Genomic DNA, 21,121 nt, shown 5'->3' on the forward strand with positions numbered 1-21,121 from the left:
CACAGAATTCTGAGAATTCTGTGGTGAATTACTCTTTATTATATAATAACGTAACAACAACGAATACTCACGTGATGGCTATCAATGAAAAATATGAAACGGACAAAGAACAGCTAAAATCTTTTGAAACATTTTTCATCCAATATTATCCACGGATAAAGGGGTTTATAAATAGTCTATTGCAAAACGTCGAGGAAGCGGAGGATCTTTCGCAAGATATCTTTCTCTCTCTATGGAACAACCAAACGGCGTTCCGGCAGTCGGCCAACAAAGAGGGATATCTGTTTCGCATTGCCAAGAATGCAGTGTACCGCCATCTCGAACGACGGCTGCTATTCGAGAAATACCAGCTCAATGTCTCATCCGGGAAAACCGAATCCCAGTCTTACGGGATAGAAGAAGAAATCGATGCGCACGAATTGGAGATGCTACTGTCCATAGCCATCGAGAAAATGCCCCCACAAAGAAAACGTATCTTCCAAATGAGCAGAAAAAAAGGGATGAGCAATGAGGAGATAGCCAACGAATTGCACATCAACAAGCGCACGGTGGAAAACCACCTGACCCAAGCATTGCAAGACATCCGGAAAATCTTATTCCTGCTATTCGTTGCCATGTTCCATTGAACGCTACATCAATCTGTTTTTCTTCCTTACTTTATTTGTTTCGGCAGCGTTTCTTTTTTTCGTTCCACTATAGTGTTCCGCAAGGATAACTGTAATGTTCCGTTCGTTCCACTACAGTGGAACGAAAAGACCACCATAGTGGAACGAAGTAACGGCAGTGAATGAAAGGGGTCCGGATAGCGGGGCAGTCATATAGAATAACCGGCTAATAAGAAACCGTCGTGGGAAGGCCTTCCCGTTGCAGTAAAGCCGCAATACGGTCCAACTCCTCGCGGGTAGCTTTCTGCAAATCGCGGCCGGGCGTTTCGCGGTCGATGGTGTATATCATCACCTGCCGGGGAGCTATCTCTTTCACCGCTTCGAGCCAGGGGAGCACGAATCGGTCCGAAGTGTTGTCCACGTCGGTTCCCCGGTGGCTTCCTTTCAGAAACATGGTCTGAATGATACAGTTGCCTTCGAATTGCTTCATTTTCTCAATAACCTCCTTCACGGAGTAGTTGCCGTTGGGGCGATCTAAGAGGCGAATGTATGCTTCGTCTACCGTGTCGAGCTTGAGGATGTTGTTGTCTACCTTGTTCAGCGCGTCGAATACGGCAGGACGGCCGATAAACGTCGAATTGCTCAATACACTTACTTTCGCTGCCGGGAAATAGGTGTCGCGGAGTGCGAGCGTATCTTCTATGATTTGCGGGAAGCACGGATGCGCCGTCGGCTCACCGTTGCCGGCAAAGGTGAGCACATCGGGGGCGGGCCCGTTTGCCTGCATATCTTTCAGCCGTGCTTCGAGAGCGGCACGGACCTCCTCACGGGTGGGAAGGGGACGGCTCGGACGGCGGTCGGCATTGAAGCCGCATTCGCAGTAGAGGCAGTCGAATGAACATACTTTACCGTCGTCCGGCAATAAGTTGATTCCCAAAGAAACACCCAAACGGCGGGAATGGATAGGGCCAAAGATGGGTGAAGGAAAAATGATAGTCATCTTATTTTATTATCATTGAATCATAAAATACAGCAAAGATAACCCAAAACTTGAAGTTTGTTTACTTTTTCTTCAAAAAGTATTTTATTCATCTTCTTTTGAGTTTCTTTCCGGTCGCCACCCACTACCCACTCCTAATAGTCAAGACGCTTCTTCCATACAGATGCAAATAAGGATTGAGACGAGTATATTCATTAAAACTTGATACGCAGTTGCATTTGTACATCTGCTTTTTTATTTCCGCGGATTAAATCATTGCCCGAACCTATCTCGTGACGGTCTAAGTAGATGGTCTCGCCGAACTTGGCGATGAACAGCCAGTGCTTGTTCGGCTCGTATCTGACACGGATACTGCAACGGAAACCGTTGCCTTGAAACGACGGGGTGGAGAAGGTATAAAGCAACCCTTTTTCGGAAGCATACACGCGCGCATCGTAACTGTCGGTAGAAAAGTAACTGCCCTGGACGTCAGCAAACAGCCTGGCCCACGGCAGTCGGGAGGATAGCAGTTGTGTAACCTGATATCCTGTGTCAGCAGCTCTGTCCTGAGAATGAAAATGATTATAATCCAAAGTCGTACGACTACTGAACACTTCTCCGGCCGAATAGTTCAGACGGTAGCGGAGTTGGTGATGAAAAAACGGAAGCGTCAGCGCCGGTTTACTTCCAGCGAGGTCGCGCTCTTTTTGTTTATAACGGTACTTGAAATTCATGGAGAGACGGGAGTGGGGAGTGTAAACGGCTTGAACCATCCCGTCCGCCCCGTGTGAGGAAAGGCGGCTGATTCGGTATTTCTTCCACGGGAAAGTGAATAAATCGAAGGAAGCGGAGAATTTCCAATGGGCAAACGGAGAGGTTTCGACACCTAAGTAACAGCCCTGTTCATTCTGAGTCGTGCTTCCTTCGCCGAAAGAGCGGGCGAACATCGCCCAATAATCGTACGAATAGAAGCGGTGTATCAACAGCAGCCGAACGTCTTGAACCGGTGAATATTGCAAGCGGTTCAAGGAAGCCCATCCCCGTTTTCCCACCGCCGTCTCGCCCTGAAAGGAGAAACGGCGCCAACGGTAGCCATAATCTACTCCTACGTTATAGAAGCGGTTGCCATGAAGATTGTATTTGGAATAGCCTGTTAATTCCGGTTGATAAGGTCGGTTGAAAAGATAGTAAATAGCGGTGACTCCCAACCGGATACGGCGTTGTTGATAAGTTATGTTCCCGCCTGTCAACTGCAAGGTGAACAGGTTCTTTTTATCTGCTTCGTTGCGGCTGCGGTGCAAACCGGTTTTATAGATGGAGGTGATTTCTCCGTCGGTCACCACTCCGTCCAGTGAACGGTGCGAATAGAAGCCGGATACATCGCAATACTTTGTTAAGGCAACCGTAGCCGCCACTCCCCGGAAATAATTGTATTCGTCGGTGGAGGAGTGCTTCTTTATCCCGTTGCTACGATGGTTGAACGAGGAAGCATAAATGGTTTTTCCCATCAGGTAGTCTGTACTGACGACCAATCCTTGTCCGAAGCTAAGCCGATAGTTGCCCAGTGCCAATGCTTTGAGCCGTCCCCAGTTTTTCAACAGCAGGTAAAAGGAGTAATAATCGTATCCGCAACGGTTGTGTAAAGCGGCAAACGGCTCTCCGGCATCTTTCTCGGCAACGACTCCAGCATAGAGCCGGTCGCTGTGCCGGAAACTGTACTTCACAGAGTTATAAACAGGAGGCCCTGTATAGGTATGTTCATAACCTTTTCGCTTGTAAAGTGGTATGTCTATGCGGGTTAATACTTCATTAGTGTTATACTTTGCAATGTTTTTCAACATCGTTTTCAACCGGAAGGCAGGCTCATTGTTAATAGCTTTCACGCAAACGAAAGGCAGCAGATATTCGATAGTCTGCCGGTCCATGTGCTCCACCAACTGAAGTTCATAGACGCTTTGCATCTGTCCGTGTATGTGGATGTAGGCCAAGAGGTGTTCAATCTGGATATCGCTCAGAAAAGGAAACTGTTCGAGCTGTTCGCGGGTGGCGGCATTCAAGTTGACAGGCTCTTGCAAACGGTTGGAAAGTTCCTCCAACTCGTTTTCCCAATTCAAGGTATTAACCGAGTTATCAATATCGTTATTAACAGACAAATCCTCGAGAATATCTTCTAAAAGACTTTTGGAAGGGTTTTGAGCACTACAAGCAGGAATTATCAACAGACTGTTTATAATACTTATCAACCGTATGAATTGAGTAATTTTCATCAATAAAAGGTGTTTTCTTTTCTACAAGCAAGGCCGCAAAGATACTTTAAATAGGTTAACATCTCCGCCAAAAGAGCAAATAATAAAATTTTAATCCTATTTTTGCGTTGTGAAAAGAAGACTTAACATAGTAATAATGATGATGTTTGCTATGATTTGCTGCGCACTGCGCACGCAAGCACAGGAAAAGCAGCGCATCAACGGCTATCTGGTTCCGATGTGTATCTACAACGGAGATACCATTCCGTGTGTCCAGTTGAAAACTGTGTATATCTTCCGCCCGTTGAAGTTCAAAAGCGAAAAGGAGCGACAGGAGTACTACCGGCTGGTGCGTAATGTGAAGAAAGTCTACCCCATCTCTCAAGAAATCAACCGAGCCATAATCGAAACCTACGAGTACCTGCAAACCCTTCCCAACGAGAAAGCCCGTCAGAAACATATCAAACGGGTGGAGAAAGGTCTGAAAGAACAATACACACCCCGAATGAAGAAACTCACCTTTGCACAAGGGAAACTATTAATAAAGCTGGTAGACCGCCAAAGCCATCAGACCAGCTACGAACTGGTGAAGGCTTTCATGGGACCTTTCAAAGCCGGTTTCTACCAAACGTTTGCCGCACTGTTCGGCGCCAGCCTCAAAAAAGGATACGACCCCGAAGGAGAAGACAGACTGACGGAACGCATCGTATTGATGGTGGAAAGCGGCCAAATCTGACTCCTCCGACAAGCCTGTCAATCAGGCTTCGGACATGATATTTATGAACAGTCACACACGCACTGATTATAAGTAAATTAACTCAACTATCAACCGGTTATAAACCACTTATCAACCAATACCACCCGTGCCCTCAGCGCAGTTTCTTGAACAAATCCCAAATCACAATCCCCGTAGTCACGGACACATTCAAAGAGTGTTTCGTTCCATATTGGGGAATCTCTATGCAGCCGTCCGAATGGTCGATAACCTCTTGCTGTACTCCTTTCACTTCGTTTCCCATCACGATGGCATACTTCCTGCGCTTATCCAGCACAAGCTCATCGAGCATGACGCTTCCCTCCGCCTGTTCGACCGAATAGACGATGTATCCCTCTTTCCGGAGGTTATCAACAGCATCAACAGCGTTATTAACATACTTCCAGTCGACCGAAAACTCAGCTCCCAAAGCAGTCTTATGCATTTCAGGATGCGGCGGGGTAGCCGTTATCCCACACAAATAGATACACTCTATGCGAAACGCATCCGACGTGCGAAACACGGAACCGATATTGTGCAAACTGCGAATATCGTCCAACACTACTACCAGGGGAAGTTTCTCCGCCTGTTTGAATTCCTCGGCACTGATACGGTTCAGCTCTGTAATCTTCAGTTTACGCATCTGTTTTTTCTTTTATAATGTTGCTGTGCGCAAAGGTAATTGTTTTCTGTTAACAGAGGTGTTGATAACGGTTGAAAACCTGTCAAAACCATCGGCAAAGATTTTGAAAAATAATCCTTGCATGATTCAAAAGAAGGTATAAAGGGCTTTCATTATGAACATTCCAAAAAAACAATCCTAAACTTTCTACACAAACATAAACATATTTTTCAGCACTTATCTGCCTGTTTATATCCATAAAGTTTTTAACTTTGCATTTTATCAACAAGGAGTTAATAGCAAACTCTCGGTTGACAATGCTTTCATTGATAATGAAGCAAGTAGGACGATAATCTTGACCTCTATCTCAGTTCATAACCGACTCATAAAACAGAAGCATGGACTAATAACTTATCAGCCAAGAAAAATCGCATTTATTTGCCAACATTATTAACAGACCATTATCACTAACAAAAGATTTTTTTAAAAGAAGGAAAGAAAGGAATATAATAATGAATAAACTGATAAAGGCTATCAACGAGCTGAAAAAAGAAAAGAATGCAGTCATTCTGGGGCACTACTACCAGAAGGGTGAAATACAAGACATCGCCGATTACGTTGGCGACAGTTTGGCTTTGGCCCAGTGGGCGGCAAAGACGGAAGCAGACATTATCGTGATGTGCGGCGTCCACTTCATGGGTGAGACGGCGAAAGTACTTTGTCCGGAAAAGAAGATACTGGTTCCCGATATGGCGGCAGGCTGTTCACTGGCCGACAGTTGTCCCGCCGACAAGTTTGCACAATTCGTCAAAGAGCATCCGGGACACACCGTCATTTCGTACGTCAACACTACCGCCGCCGTGAAAGCAGTGACAGACGTAGTGGTGACTTCCACCAATGCCCGGCAAATTGTGGAAAGATTTCCCAAAGACGAGAAAATAATCTTTGGCCCAGATAGGAACTTGGGCAATTACATCAATTCGGTCACGAACAGAAATATGCTCCTTTGGGACGGAGCCTGCCATGTGCACGAACAGTTCTCGGTCGAAAAAATCGTAGCACTCAAAGCACAGCATCCCGAAGCACTGCTGCTGGCACATCCCGAATGCAAAAACACAGTGCTGAAACTTGCCGATGTGGTAGGCTCTACGGCAGCATTGTTGAAGTATGCCGTAAACCATCCCGAAAATACCTATATCGTAGCCACCGAATCGGGTATCCTGCACGAGATGCAGAAGCAGTGTCCGCAGACAACGTTTATCCCCGCTCCCCCCAGCGACAGTACGTGTGGATGCAACGAATGCAGTTTTATGCGGCTCAACACACTCGAAAAACTCTACGAGTGCTTAAAGAATGAATCACCGGAAATTACAGTCGACCCCGACATCGCAGCAAAGGCTGTGAAGCCCATCCAACGGATGTTGGAGATTTCGGAAGCGCTGGGATTGTAGAGATTCTTCTAAGAATATTCTTCGAGAAGGGTAGTATGGCAGACAGAAAGCCATATTACCCTTCTTTTTTAGCTAACAGACTGACTCTCTATTGTGTGTACATTTTGTCCATATACAATTTGTGCGGTTATAAAGGAAGATTTTTACACTTCTCGATTTATATAGTTCTTAATTTTGCATTTATTAAAAGTCTATTGACTATCGATAAAATGCACACTATACTTTATTAACCATAAAAATTAAGAACGTATGAAAAAGAAGAGAGTCTGTTCTATGAAAATTCCTTGTAGGATATGGCTATTAGTTGTTGCATTGTCCGTCGGACAGGCAGCTTTTTCATTGGAGGGAACGTCTATTCCCATGAGCGATAAGTCTGCTCAGCAACAAAAAATCGTAGAGGTTTCGGGTACGGTTACCGACAACTTAGGCCCCGTCATCGGAGCAACCGTTGCCGTGAAGGGCACCACTACGGGAGTGATTACCGACGTGGATGGTAATTTTAAGTTGAAAGTTCCGGTAGGAGCTACTATCGTGGTATCTTACATCGGCTACCAGAACAAGGAAATCGTTTACAAAGGAGAAAAGAATCTGACCATCCGACTTAGTGAGAATGTGCAGGAGCTTCAAGAGGTACAGGTGATTGCTTACGGTTCGCAGAAGAAAGTGACCGTCACCGGTGCTCTTTCTTCTATTAATAATGAAGAACTGTTGAAGTCGCCCGTTGCCAGCATGGCAAATGCGCTGACCGGTAAGGTGACCGGTCTTGCCAGTGTACAGTCCAGCGGCCAGCCGGGTGCCGATGATGCTACGCTGTATGTGCGTGGTGTCGGTTCGTTGAGCACTGCTTTGTCGCAACCGTTGATGCTGGTTGATGGGGTAGAACGCTCTTTCTTCCAATTAGACCCGAATGAGGTGGAGAGCATCACTGTGTTGAAAGACGCTTCCGCTACGGCAGTGTTTGGTGTGCGTGGTGCCAACGGAGTTATCCTGGTGACTACCAAGCGCGGTACGCAGGGAAAAGCGAAAGTGAATTTCTCTACTACTTTTGCATGGCAGATGCCGTCGCGCGTACCTGAGTTTGCCAACAGTTACGAGTACGCCACCGCTTACAATAACGCACAGTTGCACGACGGTGTATCTGAAGACCAGTTGGCTTTCTCGCCTGAAATCGTAGAGAAGTTCCGTACCAACAGCGACCCGTTGGTTTATCCGAGCACCGATTGGACGGATATGCTGATAAAGAACTCCGCTATGCAGACACAGCATAACTTCAATATATCGGGCGGTTCCGAAAGGGTGAAATACTTTGCTTCGTTGGGCGTGTTCACGCAGAACGGTCTGTTCAAGACCTTCGAGGAGAACGAAAACGACAAAGGCTTTAAGTACAACCGCTACAACTACCGTATCAACATGGACGTGGCTGTCACCAAGACAACCTCCATGCAAGTCAACTTGGGAGGGTATCTGAACGACAAGCAGGAACCTAATTATAATAATGGTACATATACCGACCTCAAGTTTCTGTTCCGCGACGTTTATACGGCTGTTCCGTTTGCCGGAGCAGGATTGGTTGACGGCAAATGGGTGGTATCCGATCAAGACCTGTTCTCGGTAGGTAACTATGCAGACGGTTTGAATGTATATTATGGTAAGGGATACAACAACCGCACACAGAACACGTTGAACTTCGACTTCAAACTCGAACAAAAGCTCGACTGCCTGACCAAAGGGCTGAAAGCCCACGTGAAGGGTGCATATAATAGTGGAGTGACCATTACCAAGCGTCGCGAAGGCCGTGCCAACAAGTACGAAGCGGTTTACGACAACGACGGCGAGCTGATTTACCGGAAGACACAGGACTATCAGAAATTAGGTTATACGGAATCTACCGGACAGTCGAGAAACTGGTATCTCGAGGCAGCGTTGAATTACAAACGCGACTTTGGCAACCACCATGTGTCGGCATTGGCGATGTACAACCAGTCGATGACGTATTATCCGTCGGGTCCCAGTGAGTTTGTGGGTATTCCGAGAAGTTATGTCGGCTTGGTGGGACGTGCCACGTATGACTACAAGACCCGATACCTGCTGGACGTAAGTGTGGGTTACAACGGTTCGGAGAACTTTGCCGAAGGGCAACGTTTCGGATTGTTCCCTGCCGGCTCTCTCGGTTGGATTGTGTCGGAAGAGAGATTCTTCCAGCCGTTGAAGAAGGTGGTTACTTATTTGAAACTCCGTGGTTCTTACGGTATTGTGGGTAACGACCGCGTGAGTGATAATTCGCGTTTCCTCTATTTGCCGGATAAATACCTCATCAGTTCGGGCAATTATAATTTCGGTATCAATACTCCTACCAATATTGCGGGAGCGGCGGAATCCAAAAAAGGAAATCCGAAAGTAACCTGGGAAACCTCCGCCAAGCAAAACTACGGTATAGATGCCAAGTTCCTGAAAGACCGTCTGAGCCTGAACTTCGACTACTTTATCGAACATCGGAAGAATATCCTGAGTGCACGTACGGTATCTCCCGGCTACTTGGCTGTCAGCCTTCCCATTGCCAACATCGGTAAGGTAGACAATCAGGGATACGAAATCAACCTGAAGTGGGACGACCGCATCAATGACGTGCGCTACTACGTAGGCGCCAACCTTTCGTATGCCAAGAATAAGATTGTGTTCATTGACGAAATCCGTTACCCGTATGAATGGATGCAGACCGAGGGCAAGCCGGTGGGGCAGCAGTTCGGCTACGTGTTCGACGGATACTTCACAGAAGAAGAGGCTGCCAATTACGAAAGTCTGAAAGGCAAGGAGGGCGGTATTGCCGACCAGGGTTCGGGCTACATTCCTCTTGCCGGCGACGTGAAGTACAAGGACTTGAATGGCGACGGGCGGATTGACGAGAAAGACGTCCGCGACATCGGCCATCCGAAATACCCGCTCTATTCGGCAGGTATGAATATGGGACTTTCGTGGAAAGGATTTGATTTCAGCATGACGTGGTCGGGAGCTTTCAAGACTTCGCGTTTTCTGAGTTCGATGTACCGTGTTCCATACGGAGAGAGCAACAACTCGGCGGTGATGAAATACATGATTGAGGATGCCTGGACGCCCGAGAAGGGAGATTCGGCAAAGGCGCCGGCACTGTCGTTCAAGAGTAAGTCGCACAACTACCGCGATTCCGACCTTTGGTTGAGAGATGCCTCTTACGTACGGTTGAAAAACATCGAATTAGGATATTCGTTCCCTAAATCCTGGTTACAGAAGGCGCATATCGGTTCGCTCCGCATTTCTGTGTCGGGATACAACCTGCTGACGTTCGACAGCTTTAAAGTATCCGATCCGGAGAGCGACCCGAGCGGCACGGCCTATCCATTGATAAAAGTGGTGAACGTAGGATTGAAAGTCGGTTTCTAATCAAATTTTTAATTAATCAAAGTCATGAAATCATTAAGAAAACTATTATATACCATCCTTTTGACGGGGTCTTTGCTGACCATCGTTTCTTGCGAGGATTTGGCGTTCGGTGACAAATTCCTTCAGAAGCCGCCCAGTTCGGATGTAACCATCGACACCATTTTCTCTTCGGCAGAATATGCACGGCGCATTCTATGGAGAAGTTATCAGTCGCTTCCGTATGGAATGGAGACTTCCGGCTATTGGACACAGATGTGGCTCGGTACGCTGGAGGGGCTGACCGATTTGAACTACGACAACGTGGGCTATTCGGGTGTAATGAAGGTGTACTACAGTGGCAACTACAATGCATCGGTCGAAGACTCGCCGAGAGCGACTTATATGGCTACGAAAATCCGTTTCAACGACAATGAAAGCGGAATGTGGAAAGCCATCCGCCACGCCTGGCTGTTTGTGGAAAATGTAGACCGCGTGCCCGACATGGACGCGGTTGAGAAAGAACGTCTGAAGGCGGAGGCCAAGATGATAGTAGCCGTTTATTACGCCCATATGTTGCGTCATTACGGTGGTCTGCCGATTGTCGACCATGCCATCGACCCGGAGGATACCAACCTGCCGGGGCGTTCGACGCTACAGAATACGGTCGATTATATTGTCGGATTGCTGGACGATGCCATCAACTGCCCGGAGTTTCCGTGGAGAGTTCCGGAGGAGGAGATGGGCAACTGGGACGGACGTATGTGCAAGGCAGGCGCAATGGCGCTGAAGGCGCGTGTGCTGCTGTTTGTAGCCAGTCCGTTGTTCAACAGCGATGCTCCTTACTGCCAGGGGGAGGCCTCTTCGCAACTGATGACATGGTTCGGAGGCTATAGCAAAGAGCGTTGGAAACTCGCCATCGATGCTTGCGAAGCGTTCTTCACGGCTCTCAATGCCAATGGATATTACAAATTGGTAGAAGCCGGCGAGAATGGGACGAATGGCGTACGCGAAGCGTTCACGAGCGGTTACTTTGACCGTGGAACGACGGAGACGCTTATCTCGGTGCGGAGAAACATTTATGCACAGAAAAACAATTCGGTATTGAGCAATTCCGTCCGCTGGGGAGGTTATTGCCCTACGCTTGAATACTTCAATATGTTCCAGATGGCAGACGGAACGGATTTCGATTGGGAGAATCCCGTTCATGCAGCCAATCCGTTTATCGGCCGCGACCCGCGCCTGTACGAAACCTTCATACTCGATGATGACGACTTCAACGGGCGTAAGGCAGGTTTGTGCGAAGAATATGCCGGCGATAAGGAAAACTATCCGAAAGGACAGGACTGGGCGGCAGGAACGATGCACGAATTGAGCCTGGGCACAGGACTCGCTTGCCGCAAATGGGGGCTCGACCGCAACAGCGCATGGTCCAACCGTCCCATCCAGTGGCCTTTCCTTCGCCTGCCCGAGATTTACCTGAGCTATGCCGAAGCCTTGAACGAATACAACGGTGCCCCCGACAGTAAGGCGTACGACGCGGTGGATAAAGTACGCGCCCGCGTCCATATGCCCGGCCTTCGCAGAGGGATGGGACAAGCGGAGTTCCGCGAAGCCCTGCTGCGCGAGCGTGCCTGCGAGTTCGGCTATGAAGAGGTGCGTTTCTTCGACCTGATTCGTTGGAAGAAATACAACGTGTTTGAACAGAAGCTCCACGGACTCCACGTCTACAAGCACAAAGACACGGGTGTGTATAAACTGGTTCCGTTCGAACTGACCAAATACAGCCGTGTATGGTGGAAAGGAGGGTTCGACCCCAAATGGTCTCTCAGTGCCTTCCCTTCCAAAGAGGTCAACAAAGGCTACGGGCTGATACAAAACCCGGGTTGGGAATAACCCGCCCGATGATTGTCCGCTATCTTCCCCCCAACAGCCAAATGGGTAAATTACAGTCTGATATTCAACTGGTTGCAGCGCATATATATGCTGCGTGCAGGAGATATGGATGCTGGACATTGGACATATATACGTTGGAGATAGGATATATATGTGCTGGAAACAGGAGACATATCCCCTGCAAACAGGGTCTGTGGAGAGGAAAAATGGCGCATGATGATTATGAACAATGGATATTAACAGAAAACAGAAATAACAATATACTCACATGAGAAAAAGTATCAAGTTATTAGTGGCGTGTGCACTCTGTTCGCCGGTCGTTCTTACGGCTCAGGAACAAGACAGTTTGCTGGCACGCAAAAGTAAAACGGTCGTAGAGTATGGACGCGGGCTATCGTTCGGTTTGAAGGAATCGACCACGGCCACGGCTACCGCCGGTGAAGAGGAACTCTCGCACAAAAAGAGTATCAACAACTCCAATATGCTTTACGGCTTGATTCCCGGATTGCAGGTGTTGCAGAATGCCGGCAATGCGTGGGACGATGCCGCTACGCTGCGGGTACGCGGTTACGGTACGAGCAGCTCCACCACCCCGCTGGTGTTGGTAGACGGGTTTGAGCGTTCGCTCGACCAAATCAGTGCCGACGAAATAGAATCGGTCACCGTGCTGAAAGATGCCGCATCTACCGCCCTTTACGGAATCAAGGGCGCCAACGGCGTTATCCTCGTAAAGACCAAACGCGGCAAAGAGGGCAAACCGGAGATTAACTTCTCCTATCAGTTTACGATGGGCACTCCCCGCCGGCTGCCCGAATTGGCAGACGGATACACCTACGCCACGGCGTTGAACGAAGGACTGGCCAACGACGGGCTCTCCGCACGTTATTCGGCAGAAGAGTTGGAGGCGTTCCGCACGCAAAGCCATCCCGACGCTTATCCCAATGTAGACTGGTGGAACGAAGCCTTGCGCGACCACAGCTTCGGCAACAACCTCACCTTCTCGGCCAAAGGGGGCGGCCAGTTCGTGCGCTATTTCACGCAGTTGAACTACCTCAACGACAACGGAATACTGAAACCTACCGACGACAACGACGGCTACTCCACCCAGTTCAAATATTCGAAGCTGAACATCCGTACCAACCTCGATATTACCGTCAGCCCCACCACCACGGTGCAGTTGAACCTCTTTGGCAACTTCTCCGAACACAACCGTCCGGGAGAGACGGCAAGCACACTCTTCAAAGCCTTGTACCAGGTGCCTTCGGGAGCTTTCCCCATGAAGACGGCACGCGATGTATGGGGCGGAACCACCGTCTATTCCAACAACCCGATAGCCATGATTGCAGGCGAAGGCTACGCCCGCTCGCAGACCCGCAATATGTATGCCGACATGAAGCTCAACCAGGACTTGGACGGACTGCTGAAAGGCCTGTCGGCAGGCTTCGAAGTCGGATTGGACAACAGCGCCTCCTACTGGGACAGCAACACCCGCAAGTTTGCCTACGACCAGCCTGCGATGGATTGGGCCACCGGCGAAATTACCTACACCAACCTGCGCAATGAAGGCGCCTTGTCGTTCAGCAAGAGCGTAGGCTCTACTGTCAATCATTTCAACTTCGGCGCATATGCCAATTACGCCAGAGATTGGGGCAAACATCGTCTGGCCGCCACCTTGCAGTACCACATGGACAAGACCAACGCAAAAGGCCAAAACAACTCGCGGGCGTTCATGGACGTAGTGGCACAGGCACACTACGTCTACAACCGGCGTTACGTATTGGACGCCTCACTCTCGGGTTCGGCTGCCAGCATCTTAGAGCCGGGGCACAGGTGGGGGCTTTTCCCCTCCGTGGGTGCCGCATGGCTCCTGTCGGAAGAAACTGCCTTGAAGAGCGACTGGCTCAACCTGCTCAAATTCCGTGCTTCCTACGGCGTTGCCGGACGCGCCGACTACGATACCGACCTTTATCTCGATGTCTACGGAACGGGAGGAAGCTATCTCTTCGGCAAGAACCCCTCGAGCATCAGCGGTATGAAAATCACCCAGCTCGGCCTTGCCGGAATGACCTACGAGAAATCCCACAAGCTGAACGCCGGATTCGACTTCATGGCTTTCAACAAGCTGTCGGTCACCATCGACGGGTTCTACGACCACCGTACGGATATTCTCATTAGCGGCAACAATGCCGTGTCGTCCATCTTCGGCCTGTCGGTGCCTAAAATAAACAATGGCGTTGTCGACAGCTACGGCGTCGAGACCGCCCTGCGCTGGGCTGACAAGGTAGGCGATTTCAACTATCAGATAGGCGGTATGCTCACCTTCAACCGCAACAAGATTGTCAACCAGAACGAAGAATACCGTCCGTACGACTACCTGAAACGCACGGGCAACCGCATCGGCCAGTATTTCGGCTACGAAGTGGAAGGTATCTATCAGAACCAGGGGGAAATCGATCATCGCAACGTGAAGCAAAACCTGTCGGATGTGCGTCCGGGCGACTTGAAGTACAAAGACCAGAACAACGACGGAGTGATAGACTCTTACGACCAGGTGGCGTTGGGATACAGCCCCATGCCCGAAATCTACTACTCGCTCGACCTGAACTTCGAGTATAAAGGATTCGGTATCTACGCCCTCTTTCAAGGAACGGGACACCAAAGCACACTGCTCAACACGCCGAGCCTCTACTGGCCGTTGATTGATAACAGCACCATCTCCAGCGAATACTACAACAACCGTTGGACGCCCGACACGCCGAATGCCAAGTATCCGCGCCTCACTTCCGAAGGCTCTGCCAACAACTATACCACAAACTCCCTCTGGGTGGCAGACGCTTCTTACCTGAAGTTGCGCACGCTGGAACTGTATTACAACTTCTCGGACGAGATGATGAAGAAGAGTAAATTCGTCAAGAGTGCCCGAATCTTTGCACGCGGTCACGACCTCTTCTGCGCAGACAAGATTAAGATAGCCGACCCCGAGAACATCGGAACCAACCATCCGACCATGACCCAGTACACTTTGGGTGTTAACCTGTCATTCTAAATAAAAAGTAAAACGAACATGAAGCATTTTAAATTCAAACATATCGCCCTGTTGCTTGCAGTTGCGTCCGTCCCCCTCTACACGGCTTGCGACTTCATGGATTGCAGTGAATCCGACTACTACTCAAAGCAACAAATCCTGGATAATATGGACCGCGTAAAGCAACTTGCCACGCAGGTCTACAGCTATTTGCCGCAAGACTTCTGCAACACCTCGGGAGCCATGCTGGACGCAGCCACGGATGATGCCGTACACGTGTACGAGTCGTCCGCCATCCAACGGTTTATCAACGGCACATGGTCGGCCAATTACACCATCGACGACGTCTTTGCCAATTACTACAAAGCCATCCACGATGCCAACTTCTACTTAGAGAACTGCGTAGGTCTGACGTTCGACGAGTGGAAATACTCCGACGGATTTGCCGACGACTTCAAGAGTTATCAGAACTACGAGCACGAAGTCCGTTTCCTGCGTGCCTTCTACTACTTTGAATTGGTGAAACGCTATCAGAACATCCCTCTCATCACCCGGACACTTACTCAGGAGGAGGCCAACGAAGCATCGCCCACGGATGCAACTGCCATACTCAACTTCGTTATCGACGAATGCACTGACCTTGCCGACAATAAGTTGCCTGCCAACTATAAGAATATGCCCGGCGGAGAGGGCAACCTGCAACGCGCCACCAAAGGAATGGCGCTTGCCCTGAAATCGCGTGCCACGCTCTATCTTGCCAGCCCCTTGTATGCAGCCGGCGCCACAGACGCCACACAACGCTGGAAGAATGCCGCCCAGGCAGCCTACGACCTTATCAGCGAATCCGTTGTCCTGGGCTACGGACTGGACGCGAAGTACTCCAACTTATATGGAGCTACCAATAACCAAAGCAAGGAAGTCATCATGTGCCGCCCCACCGGAACCAGCACTGCGTTCGAGGCTGCCAACTTCCCGATGGGAGTGGCAGGCGGAAAAACAACCACTTGTCCCACCGAAGATTTGGTGAACGCCTACGAGATGAATACCGGCGAAGCCTTCAGTTGGAGCAACGCCGCTCAGGCAGCCGACCCCTATGCCAACCGCGACCCACGCTTGGCAATGACCGTAGTATATAATGGTATGGCGTGGCCCAAGAACGACCCGGTAGAGATATTCGAAGGCGGAAAGAACGGACTTCCCATTAAGAATGCCACCACTACGGGTTACTACCTGCGCAAGTACGTCAACAACAACGTCACGTTTGAAACCGGCGAGACTACCACCAGCCAGCATCACAACTGGATTCTCTTCCGCTATGCGGAAATCCTCTTGAACTATGCCGAAGCAATGGTCAACGCCTATGGCGACCCCGACTACACGGGAACGTACACACTGAGTGCCCGCGACGCAGTCAACCAGGTACGTGCCCGTGGCGATGTGCAGATGCCTGCCTATCCTGCCGGTATGACGAAAGACGCCTTCCTGAAACGCTTGAAGAACGAACGCCGTGTAGAGTTTGCATTCGAAGGACAGCGTTTCTGGGACCTCCGTCGCTGGAAAGCCCTGGACGAGATGAAGACAATTCATAAAGTGAAGGTAGTGAAGCAAGCCGACGGTACAGTGAGCTATACGCGGGAACCTCTTGCCACTTACACGATTGACGACAAGATGTATTTCTATCCGATAGCCAATACCGAGTTGTTCAAGAACCCGCAGTTGGTACAGAACGCCGGTTGGTAAGTTTCAATATATGATAAAGGCGGTGATGCAGAACTCACCGCCTTTTTTCGGCTACTTGGGGAAGGAATTTATACGTAAACACTTGTATATCTCTGTTATTTTTGCGAATATTGCACCTGATTAGTACATTTGCCAACTAATCAGTTACTTAACCCAACAATCTGCATGGAAGATAATAAGAACTTACGCTATTTACTGTTATTGTGCCTTTCTCTTATCTATATTTCGCCCCTGTATGCCGAATACTTCAAATATGTAGGACTGTCTGAAGGACTGCCCCAACCCTCCGTGATGGCTATCCATCAAGACCGCCTGGGCAGGATGTGGTTTGGTACAAGAGAAGGTATCAGCCGGTATGACGGCAACCGTGTGAAGGTGTTCAAAGGATGGATAAACGCTCCCGGCGGAGAGCCGGCCGTATGGTTGGGCAACGAAGTGGCGTTTATTGTGAGCGATAGCCTGGACAACCTCTACTTCTCGATAGACAAAAACTTAGTCAGATACGACATACGTACCGAACGTTTTATCCCCCTCACAGATGAAGGCCTTGTCACGGCACTCACCTCTTTTGAAGGGCGGGCGTGGTATATGAAGCACGACTCGCTTTTTTGCCTGAAAGCCGACGAAGCCCCCGCTTTCGTATTGAAAACCAACATCACCGCCCGCATCTGCTGCCTTACGATGATGGACAACGAGATTGCCGTAGGAACCAGCGACGGCGTATATCTGATAGACCGCCACTCGCACCGACGGCGACAACTGCTTGAAGGACTGGAGATATACCGTATCTTCGAAAGCTCGCAGAAGGAATTGTGGATTGGTACGCGTATGCACGGGCTGTATCGTACGAACGGCACGGACGCACCCGTCAAAGTGCCCTATTCGGTAGGGTCGGCCGAAGGAATCAGCAGCGAGCAGATACGCGATTTTGTCGAGGACAACGAAGGAGACATCTGGTTTGGTACCTTTGACGGGTTGCACCGTTATAGCAGCCGTCACCGGCAGTATTCCCTCATTCAGATTCCCCAGTATATGGGCGGGCTGAATCATCCCTCCATTTTTGCTTTATACAAAGACGTTGCCGGAACCATCTGGGTGGGTAGTTACTACGGAGGAGTGAACTACTTCAACCCCCATCACGATGCTTTTGTGCACTACGACTACGGGAAGAACATCAATCTCTACTACTCTTACATCGGCGAAATCGTCATCGACAACGATGACCACCTGTGGCTCAGTACCGATGGCGGCGGCATTGTCTGTGTAGACAAGAAGTGGAACACCCTCCGGCAGTTTACCGCTTCCGGCGGCAATTCCATTCCTCACAACAATGTGAAAAGCATCTGTTACGACGAGCAGAACAACTGTCTTTACATCGGTACTTACCTGGGCGGACTGTCGCGTTACGACCTGGCTACGGGTACTTTCCGCAACTATTACCGCGAAGCCTCCTCCTCGCCCGAAAGCCCCGACGGGATAGTATATCACGTAAAGATGTGGAAAGGGCAGGTGTACATCTCCGCTCACAACGGTTTTTTCAGACTCGACACACGCACACAGATGTTTCACAGGCTCGATATTCCTTTCGCCTACTACGAGCACTTTGACATTGACGAGGCAGGTAACCTCTATCTCGTGGGATGGAAAAAGGTGGTGTGCACTCATGTGGAACATCCCGAAGCGGTGTCTTACATCGAATTGGCGGAAGAGAACTGCAAGGCGACTTCCACCCGCGTATTGGCTACCGACGAAGGGGTCTACGTAGCCACGCTCGGCATGGGGCTTTTCTTCTACGACCGCCGCACACATCGTACCACCCACTACACCTCGCGCAACAGCCAGTTGCCCGGCGACTTCTGTTACAACCTCTGCCGCACGCCCGACGGGAAGGTGCTTGTCACCGGTGACAAAGGCGTCACCTGCCACCTTCCTTCCGAAGGAACTTTCACCACGATTGACCTGATGAGCAACTTCCCTTCCACACATATCATCAACGGATGCGGCATACTGGTTTCCCGCAAGGGGAATATCTACGTGGGAGATACGAAAGGCGTCACTGTATTCTCCGAAAACGAGTTCAATAAGAACGGCATTACCAACGAGACTTCGGATTTCTACTTCTCCGAACTTTGGGTGAACAACCGCATGATTGCTCCGGGAGACGATACGCACATCCTCTCTCAGTCGCTCCCCTATACGCGCAGCCTCCGGTTGCGCCACGACCGGAACAACCTGATTATCCACTTTGCCCTGTCCGACTACGGGCAGCAACTTTCGGAGAAATGGTTTCAATACCGGCTCGAAGGGTTCGACAAGAACTGGATTCGCACCAAGCAGAACGAACTCTACTATACCAACCTCGACCCCGGTACGTACACGCTGCACGTAGCGTTGATAAACGAAAAGAGCGGGCAGGCGTTGAAGACAATCACCCTGCAACTCGTCATCTCCTCGCCGTGGTATAATACCTGGTGGGCGTGGATTGTTTACGTGGTGGTCTTTGCCGCCTGTATTTCCTATTATCTTTACAGCAAGATTGCCAAGCGCACGTTGGCGCTTTCGCTGGAGAAAGAACGGTTTGAAAAGCAGCAGATAGAGCAGCTCAACCAGGCCAAGCTGGTTTTCTTCACGAATGTGAGCCACGAATTCCGCACGCCGCTTACGCTCATTATCAGCCACATCGACGTGCTGTTGCAGAAGTACTCGCTCCATCCCTCCGTCTATAATCAAATCGCCAAGATACGGAAGAACGCGCAGCAGATGAACAGGCTGATTTCCGAACTCCTCGAATTCAGAAAGCTGGAGCAGAACTACGGAACCATACAGATAAAGCAACAGGACATCATAGCCTTTCTGCAAGAAATCTACCTCTCCTTTGCCGACTATGCGCAGCAGCGTAACATCCGTTACGAGTTTAAGCTGCCGCAACTGCCCGTCTCCTGCTGGTTCGAATGGCAGTTGATGGAGAAGGTGTTCTTCAACCTGCTGTCCAACGCCTTCAAGTACACTTCGGACAAAGGGAGCATCGTCCTCTCGGGCGAGGTGACGAACAGCGACATCAAGATTCACATCACAGATACCGGTATCGGTATTTCGGAACAGAACAAAGACAGGATATTTGCCCGTTTCTTTCAGGGCGACAACCGCGATAAGCAAGAGACACTGTTCGGTGGTACGGGTATCGGACTGGCGCTGACGCGGACCATCGTCGAGAAGCATCACGGCGAGATAACGGTAGAGAGTGCCGTAGGCGAAGGGAGCACGTTTACCGTGCGCCTTCCGCGCCGGAAAGACGTGTTTCTGAACGACAAGAACGTACAGTTCGTCACGCAAGACGTCGAGAGCGATGTCCTGCCCGGTTCGATGCCTGTATTTGAGGGAGAAGAACCGCTGTCAGCCACGTCCTCGGACGGTGAGGAGGAGACGGCGGCAGGCGACAAGACGCATACGGTGCTTTTGGTGGAGGACAACGAGGAGTTGCTTCAAATTCTGAAAGAGCTGTTCGAACCTTTCTACAGGATTGTTTGCGCGCGCAACGGCAAGGAGGGACTGGCAGAAGTATGCAAGAGTTCGCCCGACCTGGTAATCAGCGACGTGATGATGCCCGAAATGACCGGAACGGAAATGTGCCTGCAAATCAAGAACAATCTCGACCTGTGTCATATTCCCGTCATTCTTCTGACTGCGCTCAACTCTACCGAGCAGAACATCGAGGGGCTCAGCCGTGGAGCCGACGATTACATTACCAAGCCGTTCCATGCACAGTTGTTGTTGGCGCGTGCCAACAATCTGATAAGGAGCCGCCTGCTGATGCAGCACCAGTTTGACAAGAAGCCTATGTCGGAGATAGACCTCACGAGCATCAATCCTTTGGACAAAGATCTGCTCAAGCGGGCTTCGCAGGTGATTGAAAAACATATTGACGATACGGAGTTCGATATTCCGGCGCTTTGCAGGGAAGTGGGTGTGGGCAGGTCGTTGCTCTACACCAAGTTCAAGGCGCTGACGGGGATGACGCCCAACAACTTCCTGCTCAACTACCGGCTGAAACACGCCGCTACCTTGTTACAGCAGTATCCCGACCTGCCGATTGCCGAGGTGAGCGACCGTAGCGGATTCAATGCGCCGGTCTATTTCAGCCGTTGTTTTAAGAACCATTTCGGATGTACTCCTCAAAATTACAGGAGGGAGCAGAAGCAGCAGGACAAGCCGGAGCGGCAATAGGCAACTATGCAGGACGGCGCTGTTTGTTAATTCGCTGTAAATGAGCGCTATTTCCAGTTGCTTCTTGGGGTGTTTCCAGCACATATATGCGGTGCGTGCAGGACATATATATCCTGCGCGCAGCATCTATATCTCCTGCACGCACCGCATATATGTGCTGGAAACAGGTTGTCAACACCCTTCTTA

Annotated in this window: 11 protein-coding genes; 8 read left to right on the forward strand and 3 right to left on the reverse strand. The window is 49.9% G+C overall.

Features of this window, described 5'->3' with window-relative positions; all coding sequences use genetic code 11:
- The first annotated feature begins 74 nt into the window (after window positions 1-74).
- Window positions 75-626 carry an RNA polymerase sigma-70 factor gene (locus QZ331_RS00380; RefSeq protein ID WP_294626968.1) on the forward strand — a complete coding sequence of 184 codons (552 nt, stop codon included), beginning with the start codon at window positions 75-77 and terminating at the stop codon, window positions 624-626.
- Window positions 627-831: 205 nt separating this feature from the next.
- Here the strand turns inward: QZ331_RS00380 and QZ331_RS00385 are convergent, their stop codons facing one another.
- Both QZ331_RS00385 and QZ331_RS00390 read right to left on the reverse strand, forming a co-directional pair.
- Complete coding sequence (locus QZ331_RS00385; protein ID WP_294626970.1) at window positions 832-1,605, reverse strand: radical SAM protein; 774 nt, start codon at window positions 1,603-1,605, stop codon at window positions 832-834.
- A 194-nt stretch (window positions 1,606-1,799) separates the two neighbouring features.
- A complete protein-coding gene (locus QZ331_RS00390) occupies window positions 1,800-3,851 on the reverse strand; it encodes a helix-hairpin-helix domain-containing protein (protein ID WP_294626972.1) in 2,052 nt (683 codons plus the stop codon).
- A 136-nt stretch (window positions 3,852-3,987) separates the two neighbouring features.
- Between QZ331_RS00390 and QZ331_RS00395 the strand changes: the two genes are divergently transcribed.
- Window positions 3,988-4,566 (forward strand): DUF4294 domain-containing protein, encoded by a 579-nt coding sequence (locus QZ331_RS00395; protein WP_294626974.1) that lies wholly within the window; start codon window positions 3,988-3,990, stop codon window positions 4,564-4,566.
- A gap of 133 nt (window positions 4,567-4,699) precedes the next feature.
- Here the strand turns inward: QZ331_RS00395 and QZ331_RS00400 are convergent, their stop codons facing one another.
- Window positions 4,700-5,227, reverse strand: a complete 528-nt coding sequence (locus QZ331_RS00400) for an RNA methyltransferase (RefSeq protein ID WP_294626976.1) — start codon at window positions 5,225-5,227, stop codon at window positions 4,700-4,702.
- 491 nt (window positions 5,228-5,718) lie between these two features.
- Here QZ331_RS00400 and nadA point away from each other — a divergent pair, with 491 nt between their 5' ends.
- The 6 genes from nadA (at window position 5,719) to QZ331_RS00430 (ending at window position 20,935) form a co-directional block, all read left to right on the forward strand.
- A complete protein-coding gene (gene nadA / locus QZ331_RS00405; RefSeq protein ID WP_294626979.1) occupies window positions 5,719-6,657 on the forward strand; it encodes a quinolinate synthase NadA in 939 nt (312 codons plus the stop codon).
- 249 nt (window positions 6,658-6,906) lie between these two features.
- Window positions 6,907-10,074, forward strand: a complete 3,168-nt coding sequence (locus QZ331_RS00410) for a TonB-dependent receptor (RefSeq protein ID WP_294626981.1) — start codon at window positions 6,907-6,909, stop codon at window positions 10,072-10,074.
- Window positions 10,075-10,098: 24 nt separating this feature from the next.
- A complete protein-coding gene (locus QZ331_RS00415; protein WP_294626983.1) occupies window positions 10,099-11,946 on the forward strand; it encodes a RagB/SusD family nutrient uptake outer membrane protein in 1,848 nt (615 codons plus the stop codon).
- 268 nt (window positions 11,947-12,214) lie between these two features.
- The gene (locus QZ331_RS00420; RefSeq protein WP_294626985.1) at window positions 12,215-14,992 is read left to right on the forward strand and encodes a SusC/RagA family TonB-linked outer membrane protein; all 2,778 of its coding nucleotides are present in this window, start codon (window positions 12,215-12,217) and stop codon (window positions 14,990-14,992) included.
- A gap of 18 nt (window positions 14,993-15,010) precedes the next feature.
- Entirely contained in the window at window positions 15,011-16,711 is a 1,701-nt protein-coding gene (locus tag QZ331_RS00425; protein WP_294626987.1) for a RagB/SusD family nutrient uptake outer membrane protein, read from the forward strand.
- Between the two features lie 165 nt (window positions 16,712-16,876).
- The gene (locus QZ331_RS00430; protein ID WP_294626988.1) at window positions 16,877-20,935 is read left to right on the forward strand and encodes a hybrid sensor histidine kinase/response regulator transcription factor; all 4,059 of its coding nucleotides are present in this window, start codon (window positions 16,877-16,879) and stop codon (window positions 20,933-20,935) included.
- The last annotated feature ends 186 nt before the right edge of the window (window positions 20,936-21,121 follow it).

The sequence above is a fragment of the uncultured Bacteroides sp. genome (genome assembly GCF_910586915.1).
Classification (GTDB): domain Bacteria; phylum Bacteroidota; class Bacteroidia; order Bacteroidales; family Bacteroidaceae; genus Bacteroides.

What these genes read in the sequence shown, in the direction of transcription:
- QZ331_RS00385 (WP_294626970.1), bottom strand. Translation starts at nt 1,605, where the DNA reads ATGACTATCATTTTTCCTTCACCCATCTTTGGCCCTATCCATTCCCGC.
- QZ331_RS00395 (WP_294626974.1), top strand. Translation starts at nt 3,988, where the DNA reads ATGATGATGTTTGCTATGATTTGCTGCGCACTGCGCACGCAAGCACAG.
- QZ331_RS00425 (WP_294626987.1), top strand. Translation starts at nt 15,011, where the DNA reads ATGAAGCATTTTAAATTCAAACATATCGCCCTGTTGCTTGCAGTTGCG.
- QZ331_RS00390 (WP_294626972.1), bottom strand. Translation starts at nt 3,851, where the DNA reads ATGAAAATTACTCAATTCATACGGTTGATAAGTATTATAAACAGTCTG.
- QZ331_RS00415 (WP_294626983.1), top strand. Translation starts at nt 10,099, where the DNA reads ATGAAATCATTAAGAAAACTATTATATACCATCCTTTTGACGGGGTCT.
- QZ331_RS00430 (WP_294626988.1), top strand. Translation starts at nt 16,877, where the DNA reads ATGGAAGATAATAAGAACTTACGCTATTTACTGTTATTGTGCCTTTCT.
- QZ331_RS00420 (WP_294626985.1), top strand. Translation starts at nt 12,215, where the DNA reads ATGAGAAAAAGTATCAAGTTATTAGTGGCGTGTGCACTCTGTTCGCCG.
- nadA (WP_294626979.1), top strand. Translation starts at nt 5,719, where the DNA reads ATGAATAAACTGATAAAGGCTATCAACGAGCTGAAAAAAGAAAAGAAT.
- QZ331_RS00410 (WP_294626981.1), top strand. Translation starts at nt 6,907, where the DNA reads ATGAAAAAGAAGAGAGTCTGTTCTATGAAAATTCCTTGTAGGATATGG.
- QZ331_RS00400 (WP_294626976.1), bottom strand. Translation starts at nt 5,227, where the DNA reads ATGCGTAAACTGAAGATTACAGAGCTGAACCGTATCAGTGCCGAGGAA.
- QZ331_RS00380 (WP_294626968.1), top strand. Translation starts at nt 75, where the DNA reads ATGGCTATCAATGAAAAATATGAAACGGACAAAGAACAGCTAAAATCT.